Below are 15,438 nucleotides of genomic sequence, written 5' to 3' on the forward strand. Positions count from 1 at the left end.
TTTTATTACTTACCAAAAAGTTGTCGGGTTTTAGTATATTGAATAAAGTTGTAGGTAATATACGACATTGAAAAAACAAGAAAAGCATCAATTAGGTTTAATGTTAGATCATGGGTCATATTCCCAATGCCAAATTTGTGAAATATAAAGTCGTCGATATCAATAAATAACACATGAATCGTATAAATTCCTAAAGCGTTGCCGCCTATTTTGGTGATCAACATTCCCTTACCAACTTGTTGATTTTTGATTGTAAACAAAAACAAAAAAATGGTTAAAAGGATCGTGGAGAAAAAATACTCGCCATGCTTGGCAGATAACACCTTTTCGAGCCAGTATCCTTCAGAAAGTTGAAGGGCAAAGAATAGGAAAAAGAAAAAAAGATAGGTTTTAATTTCTACTTTTTTAGACTGTTGGAAAGGGGAAGCAGAAGCAAACCAAAATCCAATTGTTGTATAAAATAGACCAATGAATAGTGCGTCCCGGGTGCTGTCAATGGGAATTTCTAAAAATTGCGAGTATCCTTGACCAAAAAGACCCACTATATTTAAACAAAGACTAAGGATTAATAAAATCCTAATTTTTTTTAGCCTGTAGAATAGATATAATAGGGCAATGCTCCAAGCAAGAGAGATGACAAACCACAATTGATATCCGCTTGTACCTTCGCCATAGTATAGGAGATTTAGAGGAGTTAAGTTCTCGATATATTTTTCTAATTCGTGGCTATGGTATCCTTTGTCTATATAAATTTGAAAAACATCATATAAAACATAAAAAAGTAACCAGCTGAAATAAATCTTTAGGATTTTTATAACGTATTTTTTAAAATATTCGATTGATTTAGGGTTATTTATTATTTTAAGTCCAAACAAATATCCTGAGGCTGCAAAGAAAAAAGGTACAGCAAACCTGGAAAAGTTATCTAGAATGAAGTATCCGAGCTCATGGTCACTAGGGAATGTATGAATGACAACGACGGCTGCTATTGCAAAAAATTTAATAAAGTCGATTGCATAATTTCTTTCCATTGTCATGCCCCTCTGTTTGTTCAAACAAGTAGTCCTTATATTTTGTCCAATTCAGTATGGATTATGTTTATCGTTATGGTGATGTGAGTCGAATTTGGTGAATTTATAACTTTAAAGTGATAAATTCATATTTGAAGAGGTAGTAAATTAAATAAAAAACTTTTTAAACTCAGACGATGAGAGCAAAATATAAGTAGAAAAAGCTTAGGCTGGTTCCAAAGGTATAAAGGGGGAGGATAAATAATGAGAAGATTTTCACCAAAAACATTTGCAGCCATTGCAGGTTTAGTATTGATTTGGGGCTTTAGCTGGCCTCTATATAAAGTAGCATTAGCTTATACCCCGCCAATATTATTCGCGGGGATGCGCCCACTTATTGGAGGAATATTATTATCCACCATTTTGATTCCACAATGGAAAAAAATAAAGTGGCGTGAAAACTGGAGAACTTATTTCATTTCTGCCCTATTAAATACGTTTCTCTTTTTTGGATTACAAACGATTGGCTTGAATTTTTTGCCGGGAGGATTGTTCTCCGTGCTCGTCTATTTCCAGCCGGTTTTAATTGGACTGCTGGGCTGGCTGTGGTTAGGAGAGAAAATGTCCATTATTAAAATTACCGGGCTGGTTGTGGGCTTTTTAGGTGTTGCTGCAGTTAGTTCGGAAGGATTTACGGGACATGTCTCGATCTTAGGGATTGTTTTAGCTCTGGCAACAGCGATTTTTTGGGCAATTGGTGTCATTTATGTGAAAAAAGTAAGCCATAAGGTAGACTCTTTGTGGATGGTGGGCATGCAGTCTCTAATCGGTGGAATGGTGCTTACCGGGATAGGGATTGTTACGGAAGATTGGTCAAGTATCGTTTGGAATGGAAAGTACCTGTTCGGTTTATCGTACGGGTCCATTTTAGGGGTAGCAGCAGCCTATATCCTTTATTTTAAATTAGTCAATTCGGGTGAGGCAACAAAAGTAGCCTCGTTCACCTTTCTTGTTCCACTTATCGCTGTCTTAGTTGGTACTGTATTTTTGGGAGAAAAATTCACTTATTCCCTTTTGGTCGGTTTAATTCTTATTGTGATTAGTATTTATTTTGTAAACCATTCTGGAAAAAAACATGAACTCAATACGAAGGAGCCAATCACTTTTGATGCATGAGATTAAGTAAACGATCCAATCTTCGTTTGTATCAAGATAAAGGTCGCTAATCACCAGAATAGGTATTCCTTTGTTGAATTACTTTTTAATGGTCATACTATTGAAAAATAGTAAGGAGGGTCACAATGCCAAGAAAAACTGTGCAAAATGCCGAAGCATCTGACGAGGAAACCATTGTTACTTTTCCAACTGAAGAAGAAAATGAGGATGAAGCAGAAAAACTTTCCCGAATGTTAGCTGCTGTCATGGAATATCTAACGGATGATGATTTAGAAGAAATGGATATTGAATACCTATTGGACAGCACGGAAGGTCTTCGCAGCTGGTGGGATCAACATCGAGAAAGTAACAAAAAAGTTATAGAGGAAGAAATTAAAAAATCCCTCGGCGACCTGTCCTTAAAAGACCTTGAGAAAATTCGGGAACAAATCAAAGAAATTAAGGAATAATCACGTCGATAGATTATCTCTCATCTCCCAATTTGTTACTGTAGCGATTCTTCTATTAGGAAGGGTTGCTATTTATTTTTATGGCTGTGTTAAACGTGGTTGTTGATTTCCGCTCCAGGATGCTCGCTTTCCGCGGGGCGGGCGGTGAGCATCCTCGGCGCTTTAGCGCCTGTGGGGTCTCACCTGTCCCGCTGCTCCCGCAGGAGTCTCGCACCTTCCGCTCCAATCAACTTTGTTTAAAAATCAAGATTGTTCTTTAACAAAGCCATTTTTATAAAAACATATTTTCATCGTTACTTCGTATGTGACATGCGCCCAATTCATACATATATTTAAAGGGGCTGTGACTCATTCATTGCCATTAAAAGGATCGCATTGAAACCAATACTCTGCACTGATGTGATACTTCAAAAAATTGTAGAGAATTACATGTTTACTAACAGGAGGGGATGTTTATGAAATTCACCATCCAGTATATCCCACTAAACAAAATCAAACCGGATTTATCACAGAAAATTACGGAGCATATAAAGAAACTTCAAAGACTAATGTGGGACTGCATGTATGTTTTAGTGGTCAAAAAAAGCCGGAAAGATGGGACTTACATTATTGTTAGCGGACAAGATCGATTCGAATCCCTGAAAAAACACACTAAAAATATTTATGCGCCATGTATTGTTGATAAAACTAGTTCCGATAGAGTAATCTCCTGGTTTTATCGCTTGTGGAACAAACAACCCCTAGATGACTTTCCTTTAATGCCTCCTAGCTGGTCAATTTTTCGGTCTTTTTTGAAACAAGAGCCCCGGTTTAAAAATCTATCCAGATCCGAACAAATAAGAGTGTTGCTTTTAGCAGCACGTTATAAGAAAACTGTGATTTATACAATGAAAATGACCGTGGACTCTATTCTAAAAACGAAAGTATAATCCATTGTTAATTCGTTCTCTCGGTTATTAACCATCCATCTGGTGTTTTTTCAATATTAAATATATGTTCATCGAAATGTTTTCGAAGGAGTTTGTATTCTTCATTTTCAATTTTAATCTGTGTTTTTTGAATTTGTTTAACGGTAATTTCTGGCTTTCTAACTTCGAATACTAAATCATCAATCAGAAAATAGGTTCTTTGACATTTCATTCTTCAATTCCCCCTTTAATTATTTCATACGTATACAATTCAGCAAAAATGTATCAAACCCTATAAAAATTTTGTAAATTTCATGTTAAAAAACACCCCCATCATTACTGTTCATTTCTTAGAAAAAGCATGTTTTCTTTGAAGAAATAATAAGGTAGGAATGTGGGGGTGTTATTTTGTTTGGCTTTGAACCAATTATCTTCATCATTATTGTGATTAATATTCTCTATGTGACCTTCTTTACATTACGGATGTTACTTGTGATCAAAGGTCAGAAGGTATGGGCCTCAATCATTTCGATGTTGGAAGTGTATGTTTATTTGGTAGGTTTAACGATTATTCTGGACAACCTTAAAGATCCAGTCAATATGGTCGCCTATTGTTTGGGTTGGGGCCTCGGTGTTTATTTAGGAGGTAAAATTGAAGAATACCTTGCTTTGGGCTATGTAACGGTACAAGCCATAGTCAATCCATACGATTTTGAGCTCCCACGTGCACTTAAGAGTCAAGGCTATGGGGTTGCATCTTGGACAGCTGATGAAAAAAGTGGAAGGCGTACCGTAATTCAGGTATTGGTGAAGCGCAGGCATGAACAAAAAGTGGTAAAAGTGATTAATAAAATGTCACCGAATGCTTTCGTCATTTCTTATGAATTAAAAAATTTCCAAGAAGGCTTTTGGGGCAAAGGAACACTTTAGTAAATTCATGTGAAGGATAATTTTGAATAAATGAAAACATATTTGCAAAGCCTTTAGTAAAGGAACTATGTTGGAAGAAAGAGGATAGGAATATGTTTTCACTTCGCGGGGATGCCCATAAAATATACCTTCAATTAAAAAAAGCCTCGAAATTTGATCCATCATTTAAAGAATTAAAAAGGCTTTTAGAAATAGAGGGTATTCAAAATTTTTATCATGGTATTGATACTGAGACGTTAAAAAGAATTTATTATTGTATGATTAAGGAGAAAAATGGGTCAGGGATGATCCCGATTCTTGTTTCAACGATTCCCTGGCTGTTAGTCATATTTGCAAAACAATTGCAAGATTTTGTTTTTCAAGACCATAGTATGGTGTGGGCGATTTTCGCGATTATTTCATTGGTTATCCTCCTATATAGCGTAATCATCCACTTTTACGAAAAATCGTGGGCCGCTGTTCATATTGAAATCATTCAAGCCATTTTAAAAGAACGAAAAAATAGTCAGCAAAAATAATCGTTGCTGGCCGTTTTTATTTTACAATGGGTACAGAGAAAGAGATTCTATTAGAATCGAATCTTGATAGGAGTGAAACAATGAAAATTCTTATTGCAGGCGGTTCAGGGTTTGTGGGACAAAAATTAACGGAGCTTCTTTTTAAAAAGGGCCATGATATCATTATTTTGACAAGAAAAGGGAAGCAATCAGAAGGTACCATAAAGTTTGTTCAATGGATTAAGGAAGGTTCGTCCCCAGAAAAAGAAATTGGCGGGGTAGACGTGGTGATTAATCTTGCGGGTGTATCGATCAATGATGGCCGCTGGACGGAAAATCACCAACGGCAAATCTATGAAAGCCGAATGACAGCGACTGCTGAGTTGTTAAGAATAGTTGAGGCTCTTTCAGAAAAGCCATCTGTTTTTATCAATGCAAGTGCGATTGGAATTTACCCTCCGTCCCATGATACTGTTTATACCGAAAAATCAACGGAGGTGGCCAATGACTTTCTTGGCCGAACCGTTCATGATTGGGAAAGAAAAGCGGCTACGATGATGGAGCATGGAATTCGTACAGTTTTTATGAGATTTGGCGTTGTTCTTGGAAATGAGGGAGGAGCGCTTCCTCTTATGGCGTTGCCTTATCGGTTATTCATGGGAGGTACAGTTGGTTCGGGTGTGCAGTGGGTTTCATGGGTACATATAACGGATGTTGTCCATGCGATTGTTTTTGCGATTGAAAACAATCGTTTGAATGGTCCTGTTAATGTTACCGCACCAAATCCAAAAAGGATGAAAGATTTCGGCAAGACGATTGGAGCTGTTTTACATCGTCCGCATTGGTTTCCTGTACCTGCCTTATTAATGAAGGCAGCTCTTGGGAAAAAAAGCTCGCTTGTTCTTGAAGGTCAACATGTTTTACCTAAGGTATTGACGAATGAAGGTTTTGAGTTCAAGTTTCCGACACTCGAATCTGCTTTAAGGGATTTATTCTATTAAGAAAAAGTCAGTCCCCCACCGTATTAACGCGGCGGGGGACTGACTTCAAAACTGACCTCCAAAATTATTCCACTGTTACCGACAACGACTTCACCAATATCGAGGGGGATCCTACTGGCGTCAGCGGAAAGGTTAAATCTGATCCGATTTCTTCAACGTCCTGTAGCAGCTGATAAAAATTCCCGGCAATCGTCATTAGATTTACTGGGAATGCAATCTTGCCATCCTTCACATAGTACCCATTCGCTGCAAGTGAAAAATCGCCTGAAACTGTATTCGCGCCAGAATGCAAGCCTGATAGACCAGTGATCAAAACACCTTCTCCCATGGCAGCAAGCAATTCATCAAACGATGAATGGGCGGGCTCAATATATAAATTCGATGGCCCCACTTTGACCGCACTCTTATAGGAATCTTTATGGGCATGACCTGTTGTAACAGTCGAATCCTTTTTGGCTGTTTTCTGATTATGCAGCAGGGAATGTAAAATACCTTCCTCTACCAATGTTACTCTCGTAGATGCCACACCCTCGCTATCAAATGTTCGACTTGCGAGACCATCCTCTAAGAATGGATGATCGACAATCGTGATCTTATCAGTAGCAATTTGCTTCCCGAGCTTATCTTTTAAAGAAGAAATCCCCGCTTGTGTATTTTCTGCAGAAAAATTAGCAGCATAAGTCGCCAACAGATGCGCTGCAGCATCATTTCTCAAAAGGACTGGATAATCTTTGCTTTCGATATTCCTTGAGCCTAGCTGTGAGAGTGCTTCATCTGCAGCTTTTTTGGCGATTTCCTTGGCATTCAAGCTATGAAAATCCTTGGTAACAACAAATTCAAATGAGGTTTTCGTTTCCTCGCCATCTTTCACAATCACTTCGACCATGACGGTTATGTGATTCATTTTATCGCTTAAGGACAGGCCCTTATTATTAATCAGATTTTTTGTCATTGATTCAGTTCGGACCATACAATAATCTGTTGCTACAATCCTTGGATCAACAGCATAGATTTCACGTTCAATCTCTTTAATTAATTGGATTTTTTCAGCAGCAGTTACCTCATTCAAGGATGAAGAGTAAAAGCTAGCTTTTTCATACTGAGCACTTCCGGCAAAGATTTCTTCCACTTCATCCTCCTGCACCAAACGAGCATTTTCCTTTGCATTCTCAATCAAAAAAGGGATCGAGGCATCATCTAATTTCTCGGAATAGGCATAGCCCATTTTTCCATTTATGATTCCACGGAAAGAAACGCCACTATCTTCTGCAATTTCGTATTGGTCGATTTCACCTTTGAAAACCTGACAGCCGAATATTTCCTTGTTTTCATAATAAATCTCAACATCTGTAAAACCACTGCATACTGCTTGTGAAAATAGCTTTGCTTGGAATTCTTGAATGTTCATTCTTTATTCCCCCTTTGTCCCGCCGACCGTCATTTCGCTTACCCGTATCATTGGCTGGCCTACATTTACTGGGATACTTCCACTTGAGGCACCGCACATTCCGGCACCATGTCCCAAATTTTTCCCAACCATATCAACAAGCTGTAAGGTTTTCGGGCCATTTCCGATTAAGGTTGCACCCTTTAGCGGTTTTCCGAGTTTTCCATTTTTTACTTCGTACGCTTCCGCAACGGCAAAGTTGTAATCACCTGTTGCCGGATTGACCTGTCCGCCGCCCATATATTTTGTATAAATGCCATGTTCGGTGTTAGCAATGATTTCTTCTGGCGTTGATTTTCCCGGAGCAATATACGTGTTGGTCATCCGAGAGGTAGGGGCAAAACGGAAGGATTGTCTTCTTCCGGACCCTGTTGATTCCATTCCCATCCTTCGTGAATTAAACTTATCAATTAAATAGCCTTTTAAAATACCATTTTCAATAAGGATATTTTTTCGGGCTTTTTCACCTTCATCATCAATATTGATTGAGCCCCACTCATTTTGCAGTGTTCCGTCATCAATATATGTAACAATTTCCGGTGCAACCCGTTCCCCAATGCGGTTTGCGAAAACGGAATTGTTTTTCGCTACAGCAGTTGCTTCTAATCCATGTCCGCAAGCCTCGTGAAAAATAACACCGCCAAATTCATTATCGATAATCACTGGGAATTTTCCGCTTGGACATGGACTGGCATCTAGCATCGTCAAGGCCATTCGAGATGCCTCTTTTGCATAGTGGTCCAGGTTTAGGTTTTCAAAAAATTCAAAGCCTTGATGGGCACCTGGACCGTAGAAGCCTGTTTCCATTTGGTTGTCCCTTACGGCTACAGCCTGGATGGCAAGCCTGGAGCGGACCCGTTTATCTTCAATGAATTTACCTTCGGAATTGGCAATTAGAACATTTTGTTCTTCATCCATATATCGGACGGTGACTTGTGAAATACTAGAGTGATAGTTTTTTGCGGTATCAAAAGCATTTTTCATAATGGTGATTTTTCTTGATTTATCTACCTCTAGGGGCAGAAGATAAACTGGATGACTGGATTCGAAGGATTCTTGGATGAAAGGGGCAGGTTGGATGATTGAATTTCCGCTAATAGCTTGTGCGGCATTTTTGGCTGCTTTTAAAAGGCTATCTTTTCGAAAATCTGTTGTATAGGCATAAACACTTTGAAATCCTTTAAACACACGAATGCCAATCCCAAAGTCACGGCCGGAGAGGCAGGTTTCGACTCTACCGCTCCGCAGTGACATATTACTGGTGAAGCGATCCTCCACAAAGATTTCTGAAAAGTCACCACCAGTAGACAAAGCAGCTGTGAGTACGTCTTCAATTAAAGATTTACTAAGCATAGGGTCCCCCTTCGAATTAAAAGATTTGTATCCTCTTTGATTATATGTGTTAATCTCTTAATCATACAAAGGAAATGCGCTATTTTGGTAAAAATACATTTTTTTAGAAAAGGGACTTTTCTACCATATGTGTGTTATATATAATAAAAAAGTAATCATACAAAAGGAGGATTTGGAGTTTTGTTGTACAACTTTGTTTTATTTCTACATATTTTAGGTGCGGTCATCATGTTTGCCGCAGTAGGAATCACCTTAACAGCGATGATCGCCATGCTCCATTCTACAAAAACGGACTACATACGAATTTGGTCCGCGTTAGCTGTGAAACTTGATGGCCTGCTGCCTTTTAGTGTTATTTTGATTCTACTGCTCGGCCTTTACCTTGTGATTTCCACATGGGGATGGGGGAAACCGTGGGTTGATTTTTCGCTTGCAGCATTAATCATTATGACGTTTATGGGCCCAATCATTAATTTGCGCCGCTTAAAAGCGGTATTAAGCGCTGCAATTACTGAAACCAATGAGGTACCTTCTTCGGGTTTAATTGAAAAAGTCAGAGACCGTGTCCTTTGGAATTCTGTTTTGATTATGACGATGCTGACACTTGCCATATTATTTTTAATGGCGATGAAAATCGCTTTATTGGGCTCCATCATTACTCTAGTAGTAGCAATTATTCTTGGGTTTATTGTCTCAAAAATCGTTCTAAGTCGAGCATCTACTAAGATTGCAACATCTAATAATACATTTATTGAAAAATAGTTCTTTATAAGAACCTTACTAGCCTTTTTAACTAGTGAGGTTTTTATTTTTTCTTTGAAGATGCATCATTTTTTGTTATAAAATTAGATTTATCAAATGCAATTGGATGGAACAGCTGTATGGAGGAATTGTCTATGGTTCGTGTCAAGTCGGTAAAAGTGGATGGTGAAGAGATCCATGTTTTTAAAAGCGCCATTTATATTTTTGAAAGCAGTGCAGGGGTTACTCTAGAGTTAGATTTGATTGTCAGTGAAGTGGTTATAAAAAAATATAAAAAAGAAGAAACGCTCATAATGGAAATAGAATTAAAGGATGGTAGAATCATTAATTCAATTATGCATGTTAAAATCCTGTCAGGCGGATTGCCGCAGCTTAATTTGTTCTGCGAACTGGATGATATTGATGAGTATGGAGATTTCCATCGAATAAACGAAAATGATTCCTGGTTTCCGAATATTGAAGAGGGCATAACAATAGAAGAAATCAGAAGAGTGGAAATGCCGGACGAAGATATTAGTTTAAAACTAAGACTGCCAATTGACCAAGTCGAATGGTTAAAAGGACAAAAAAAAGCAAGCTTAAATGAAATATTTAAGGAATTCATTTGTGATTTTAGGAAAAAGCTGGAATCTTAAATAACTATATCGATATTTTAAATTGGAGCACGCTGATTAAAGCGTGTTTTTTTTATGTGTGCCAGGCATGGCAACTATCTAGGTGGTGAAAGTCCACTGTGGGGGTACACATCGACTAACCACTAAGGAAGCGCAAGGTACTTACCGTGAGGTAAGGGCTGGAGGAAGCGTGGAATAAAATCTTGGCTCGACGAACAGAAATCTGATATTAAGGCTTTATAAAAGGGTGAGGCTCCATAACAAGTCAAAGTCCTAAAAGATGTACGTAACTTTGTAAAGTAAATCAGGCGAGTAAAAGAGGAAAGATAGTTGTCTTACCCTGGGAGGTCTTGCGGATGTACGGGAGTACAGTCGAAAAAGGTTAGCCGCAAGAAGTCAGCAGAAGCCGTAGTAGTGAAATTATTTCATGAAGGGCTGAACAATTTATAGTGTTTCAACACCACGAATGCGTAAGTGACGTACTCCGAATGTATTAATGGTGAAAGTATGAGCGTATCTCAAAGGCTAACCAAAATGGAGCTATCACTTACTACGTGAGAGGGAAGGAGAAACGAGTGTGGAACTTTTAGAACAGATTATTAGTAATCAAAATATGAACGAAGCGTACCTGCGTGTCTATAAAAATAAAGGCGCGAGTGGGGTTGATGGAGTAACAGTCGAAGAACTAAAGCAATATCTGAGAGAGAACAAGGATGAGCTACGTCAGCGCATCAGAACAAGAAAATACCAACCACAGGCTGCCTTAAGAGTGGAAATCCCAAAAGAAAATGGCAAGATGCGCAAGTTGGGAATACCAACAGTAGTGGATAGAGTAGTTCAACAAGCCATTCATCAAGTTCTCAGTCCGATATTTGAAAAGCAGTTCAGTGAGTTCAGTTACGGCTTTAGACCAAAAAGAAGTTGTGAGATGGCTATTATAAAAAGCTTGGAATTTCTAAATGATGGATACGATTGGGTGGTAGACATTGACCTGGAAAGATTCTTCGATACAGTCCATCACGATAAACTCATGCGAATCATCTCTAATACAATAGATGATGGAGATGTCATTTCCCTAATAAGGAAGTATCTTGTCAGTGGAGTTATGGTGAATGGGAAATACGAAGAAACACCAGTTGGAACTCCGCAAGGAGGAAACCTAAGCCCACTGCTGAGTAATATTATGTTAAACGAACTGGATAAGGAGCTTGAAAGTAGAGGACTCCAATTCGTGAGATACGCTGATGACGCCCTAATCTTCGTGAAGAGTGAGAAAGCAGCGAATAGAGTGATGGAATCAATCGTGAGATTTATAGAAAGTAAATTAGCGTTAATAGTCAATGCAGAAAAGAGTAAAATCTCCCGTCCAAAAGATCTGAAATTCTTGGGATTTGGATATTATTACGATTCTAAGAATGAGAAATACCAAGCAAAACCCCATTTTACGTCAATACAAAAATTTCAAAGGAAGCTTCGAAAATTAACAAAGCGAAATTGGAGCGTTCCGCTAGACTACCGAATTTTAAAACTAAAACAAGTCATACTTGGGTGGGTTAATTACTTTAGAATCTCGAATATGAAAAAAGCGATGACTGAGATAGATAAGAAGCTTCGCTCCAGAATTAGAGTTATCATATGGAAGCAATGGAAGGTACCAAAGAAACAAATAAAATCGCTTATTCAATTAGGGATTCCTGAGCAAGAAGCGAAAGGATTAACCTTCTGCCGAAGAGGTTACCGGTATATAGGATTATCGAAAGTTGTTCAAAGAGCAATTTCAAACAAAAGACTAAAGCAGAGGGGATTACCCTCTGCTTTAGAACATTATCTAAAAGTACACACTTTAATATAAATTGAAACGCCGTATACGCGAACCGTACGTACGGTGTTGTGAGAGGGGCGAAAATAATCAACTTATTTTCCCTCTACTCGATTATTTTTAAAAAATTCCCCAACATTTGAATTTTCCTAATTGATTATTGCTGAATGGGACTGTATAATAATCTTCATATAAATTATTCCTATCTGATTAGTATGAATTAAAGTTCAAAACATTAGGAATTTTAAAATGAAGCATAAGGGGAGATTGAGATGTTTTGGACATACATAGCATTTATCATCGCATTCTTTTTTGCCATGAATATCGGGGCCAGCGGGACAGCTGCATCCATGGGTTCTCCGTATGGAGCAGGAGCCATAAAGAATAAGCGATTGGCGATGATTCTTGTGGCACTAGCAGCCTTTCTTGGCGCAGTACTTGGTGGTGGCGAAGTCGTCAAAACAATTGGAAAAGGAATTATTCCGACTTCGATACTCAGTATTGAAATGGTCGCCCTCATACTTTGCGGAGCAACATTAACCCTATTTATCGCCAATCTTATGGGAATCCCGCTATCAACTAGTGAGGTAACAGTTGGTGCGATCGTCGGTGCCGGAATTGCTTATAAAAAATTGTATTTTGATAGCCTTATAGTTATTGTTTCATTTTGGGTCATTGTTCCACTCGTCTCTTTCTTTATCACATTTTTCCTTGGAAAACTAATCTCCAAGGCTGAAAAGCGGTGGATTGGGCTGACCAAGCACGGAAAATGGAAAAAATGGCTGGCGCTATTACTCGTAATAGGAGGCTGTTTTGAAGCATTTTCTGCCGGAATGAATAATGTAGCCAACGCCGTTGGACCGCTTGTTGGCGCCGGAATGCTGTCTGCAAATAAGGGAATTTGGATTGGCGGACTATTTGTTGCTATAGGCGCCATATTATTGGGTGGTCGAGTTATTGAAACAAACGGAAAGAAAATCACCAAACTCTCGTTATTGGAAGGGAGCGCCGTTTCGTTTACTGGAGGAGCGCTTGTGACAGTTGCCTCACTATTCGGATTACCAATTCCGCTGACACAGGTAACCACTTGCGGGATTTTAGGAATAGGCGTATCCCAAAAAGGGTTTGGGATTTGGCAAAAATCTGTCATCCAAAAGATCTTAAAGGTCTGGTTGATTTCACCGTTGGCGTCCCTAGTGATTTCCTATCTGCTCGTTAATCTCTTTATTCAAGGCAATATGTATAATATTTTCATCATCTTGAGTACCTTTATTGCCGGATTAGGTGTATTAAGTCTTTATGCCAACGTCCGAAAGGAGAACAGTACGACTCATGATGAGGGCGGGGGAATCTAACCAGTTAGGAGTAAATGAAATATAATTTTTTAAGCCTCATTCCCTGTAGAATGAGGCTTTTTTACTATTTTTTATTTACTTGTTTACCACTTTTTTTCTGGCTTTGAAAGCTTGAATTTCCAATTTGAAATTCACTGCCTAATTCAATGTCATTTCTATTGTCCTGTTTCTCAATTTGCTCTCGCGTTTGATCCCTATTTTTCATTCCCTGCTTAGACATCCCGTTCCCCCCATTTCATTTTTAAATTTGACCTTTTTTATTATGTGTAAATATCAGGGGGTGATGTATCTCCAAACAAATAAAAATCCAGCGCGCGATGGCTTAATCTCCTCCTTCATTGGGTATTGGTTCGTTTACTCAAAATAATCATACTGAATTTATGTGAACAATGAATTAATAAATTTTAAAATATTATTATTTTGAGAACTAGGATGGATCGTTATGGGTTGTCTAGCTTGATTTTTCCAAGAAACGGGGACTATGAGACCTCGTCAATGCCCGTGAAGCCTGATTTTTCCAAGAAACGGGCACTATGAGACCTTGTCAGTGCCCGTGAAGCTTAATTTTTTCAAGAAACGGGCACTATGAGTCCTTGTCAGTACTCTCAAAGCTTATTTATCTTAACCGGAACTTCATTTCAAGTACAATTTGGTTGGATATGCCCCACTAAAGCAAGCGATACAGCGACTGCTTGTTTCTGCGAGATCTACATCTACTGCCTCCAATAATCCTTCGGTGCTTAAAAAGGCTAAGGTATCTGCGCCGATGACTTGTCCCATTGCTTGCTCATGTTCATGCTTGTTCGCAAATAACTCTTCTTTTGTCGGCATATCCACGCCATAAAAACAGGGGCTTTTTACCATTGGTGAACTAATTCGAACATGGACTTCCTTGGCACCCGCTTGTCGAATCAAATCAACAATCCGCTTACTTGTCGTTCCCCGAACAATCGAATCATCTACTAAAACTACTCTTTTTCCTTCTAAAATTTCTTGTACAGCGCTTAATTTCAGTCGAACCGCCAAATCTCGCAATTCCTGAGTGGGTTCAATAAATGAACGACCTGCATATGGGTTTTTGATGATTCCCATTTCATATGGAATTCCTGATTGCCCAGAAAAACCGAGGGCGGCTGGGACACTCGATTCCGGGACGGCAACCACAACATCTGCTTCTATTGGATGTTCTTTGGCTAAAATTTGTCCTAATTCCTTTCGAATGGCTAATACACTTCTTCCCTGAATGACACTATCAGCACGGGCAAAATAAACAAATTCAAAGGAACAAAGGGAGATGTCACCTTTTGCGGCAAACCTTCCTGTTTGAACCCCAGTTTCATCAACAAGAAGCCATTCACCTGGTTCAACATCTCTCCAAAACTTGGCATCAACTGCATTTAACGCGCATGTTTCAGAAGCGGCGATAATGGAATCCCCAATTTTCCCAAGACTAAGCGGCCTTAATCCGTGACGGTCCAGGCCAATTAACATTTGTTTTTCCGTCATAATGAGTACAGCAAAAGAACCGTCAAGCCGCTTGAGAACATCAGGTCCCGCTTGGGCAAAATATTTTTTACTTGATCGAGCAATTAAATGAGCAATAATTTCAGTATCTGTTGTGGTTTGAAAGATGCTTCCTTGCTGTTGCAGGACATCTCTTTCAAATCTTGCATTCACAAGGTTTCCATTATGAGCTACCGCTAAATTTCCTTCGCTGTATTTAAAGACAAGGGGTTGTGCATTTTGCAGTAAGCTTTCTCCAGAGGTGGAATAGCGCACATGGCCAATGGCCATATTTCCGGTGAGGCCATCAAGGATCTTACGACTAAATACTTGAGTAACCAATCCCATTCCTCGATGATGCCTGAATGATTTTCCATCACTTGCTACGATCCCCGCACTTTCCTGACCGCGATGCTGAAGAGCATGAAGTCCATAATAAGTTAAATCAGCTGCTTTAGGGTGATTAAAGACTCCAAATACCCCGCATTTCTCCTGCATTTCCGAAATCATCTTGCCTTCCTCCTATTGACATCATTTCTTTATTTTGGGCGTAGGGAGAATTTCTATCCTTTTTGATTTTACATTTAAAGATTATTGAGATTGAAAAAGTATAA

16 protein-coding genes are annotated in these 15,438 nt (G+C 38.8%); 10 read left to right on the forward strand and 6 right to left on the reverse strand.

Annotation, left to right across the window (positions count from 1 at the left end; genetic code table 11):
• Positions 1–5: 5 nt before the first annotated feature.
• A complete protein-coding gene (locus E2K98_RS14915) occupies positions 6–1,031 on the reverse strand; it encodes an acyltransferase (protein ID WP_165976281.1) in 1,026 nt (341 codons plus the stop codon).
• Positions 1,032–1,274: 243 nt separating this feature from the next.
• Here E2K98_RS14915 and E2K98_RS14920 point away from each other — a divergent pair, with 243 nt between their 5' ends.
• The 3 genes from E2K98_RS14920 (at position 1,275) to E2K98_RS14930 (ending at position 3,564) form a co-directional block, all read left to right on the forward strand.
• Positions 1,275–2,186 carry a DMT family transporter gene (locus E2K98_RS14920; RefSeq protein ID WP_133335385.1) on the forward strand — a complete coding sequence of 304 codons (912 nt, stop codon included), beginning with the start codon at positions 1,275–1,277 and terminating at the stop codon, positions 2,184–2,186.
• A gap of 125 nt (positions 2,187–2,311) precedes the next feature.
• Positions 2,312–2,635, forward strand: coding sequence for a hypothetical protein (locus E2K98_RS14925; protein WP_133335387.1), 324 nt, complete (start codon positions 2,312–2,314; stop codon positions 2,633–2,635).
• A 455-nt stretch (positions 2,636–3,090) separates the two neighbouring features.
• Positions 3,091–3,564 carry a hypothetical protein gene (locus tag E2K98_RS14930; RefSeq protein WP_133335389.1) on the forward strand — a complete coding sequence of 158 codons (474 nt, stop codon included), beginning with the start codon at positions 3,091–3,093 and terminating at the stop codon, positions 3,562–3,564.
• Positions 3,565–3,571: 7 nt separating this feature from the next.
• Here the strand turns inward: E2K98_RS14930 and E2K98_RS14935 are convergent, their stop codons facing one another.
• A complete protein-coding gene (locus tag E2K98_RS14935; protein WP_133335391.1) occupies positions 3,572–3,775 on the reverse strand; it encodes a hypothetical protein in 204 nt (67 codons plus the stop codon).
• 176 nt (positions 3,776–3,951) lie between these two features.
• Here E2K98_RS14935 and E2K98_RS14940 point away from each other — a divergent pair, with 176 nt between their 5' ends.
• The 3 genes from E2K98_RS14940 (at position 3,952) to E2K98_RS14950 (ending at position 5,971) form a co-directional block, all read left to right on the forward strand.
• Positions 3,952–4,473: a DUF2179 domain-containing protein gene (locus tag E2K98_RS14940; protein WP_133335393.1), complete on the forward strand. Its 522-nt coding sequence runs from the start codon at positions 3,952–3,954 to the stop codon at positions 4,471–4,473.
• Between the two features lie 92 nt (positions 4,474–4,565).
• Positions 4,566–4,991, forward strand: coding sequence for a hypothetical protein (locus tag E2K98_RS14945; protein WP_133335395.1), 426 nt, complete (start codon positions 4,566–4,568; stop codon positions 4,989–4,991).
• Positions 4,992–5,071: 80 nt separating this feature from the next.
• Positions 5,072–5,971 carry a TIGR01777 family oxidoreductase gene (locus E2K98_RS14950; RefSeq protein ID WP_133335397.1) on the forward strand — a complete coding sequence of 300 codons (900 nt, stop codon included), beginning with the start codon at positions 5,072–5,074 and terminating at the stop codon, positions 5,969–5,971.
• Between the two features lie 64 nt (positions 5,972–6,035).
• Here E2K98_RS14950 and E2K98_RS14955 read toward each other — a convergent pair whose 3' ends face one another.
• Together E2K98_RS14955 and E2K98_RS14960 are read right to left on the reverse strand one after the other, a co-directional pair.
• Entirely contained in the window at positions 6,036–7,379 is a 1,344-nt protein-coding gene (locus E2K98_RS14955; RefSeq protein WP_133335399.1) for a TldD/PmbA family protein, read from the reverse strand.
• Positions 7,380–7,382: 3 nt separating this feature from the next.
• Complete coding sequence (locus E2K98_RS14960; protein WP_133335401.1) at positions 7,383–8,771, reverse strand: TldD/PmbA family protein; 1,389 nt, start codon at positions 8,769–8,771, stop codon at positions 7,383–7,385.
• A 180-nt stretch (positions 8,772–8,951) separates the two neighbouring features.
• Here E2K98_RS14960 and E2K98_RS14965 point away from each other — a divergent pair, with 180 nt between their 5' ends.
• The 4 genes from E2K98_RS14965 to E2K98_RS14980 all read left to right on the forward strand — a co-directional run bounded on the left by E2K98_RS14965 (position 8,952) and on the right by E2K98_RS14980 (position 13,321).
• Positions 8,952–9,533 (forward strand): hypothetical protein, encoded by a 582-nt coding sequence (locus E2K98_RS14965; protein ID WP_133335403.1) that lies wholly within the window; start codon positions 8,952–8,954, stop codon positions 9,531–9,533.
• Between the two features lie 134 nt (positions 9,534–9,667).
• Positions 9,668–10,168, forward strand: coding sequence for a hypothetical protein (locus E2K98_RS14970; protein WP_133335405.1), 501 nt, complete (start codon positions 9,668–9,670; stop codon positions 10,166–10,168).
• 556 nt (positions 10,169–10,724) lie between these two features.
• The gene (gene ltrA, locus E2K98_RS14975) at positions 10,725–11,999 is read left to right on the forward strand and encodes a group II intron reverse transcriptase/maturase (protein WP_133335407.1); all 1,275 of its coding nucleotides are present in this window, start codon (positions 10,725–10,727) and stop codon (positions 11,997–11,999) included.
• 239 nt (positions 12,000–12,238) lie between these two features.
• Positions 12,239–13,321, forward strand: coding sequence for an inorganic phosphate transporter (locus E2K98_RS14980; protein WP_133335409.1), 1,083 nt, complete (start codon positions 12,239–12,241; stop codon positions 13,319–13,321).
• Between the two features lie 64 nt (positions 13,322–13,385).
• On the opposite strand, the gene E2K98_RS30975 is transcribed toward E2K98_RS14980, so the two are convergent.
• The gene (locus E2K98_RS30975) at positions 13,386–13,541 is read right to left on the reverse strand and encodes a hypothetical protein (RefSeq protein ID WP_165976282.1); all 156 of its coding nucleotides are present in this window, start codon (positions 13,539–13,541) and stop codon (positions 13,386–13,388) included.
• Between the two features lie 413 nt (positions 13,542–13,954).
• Positions 13,955–15,334, reverse strand: coding sequence for an amidophosphoribosyltransferase (gene purF, locus E2K98_RS14985; RefSeq protein ID WP_133335411.1), 1,380 nt, complete (start codon positions 15,332–15,334; stop codon positions 13,955–13,957).
• Between the last annotated feature and the right edge of the window lie 104 nt (positions 15,335–15,438).

This window comes from Bacillus salipaludis (assembly GCF_004358205.1).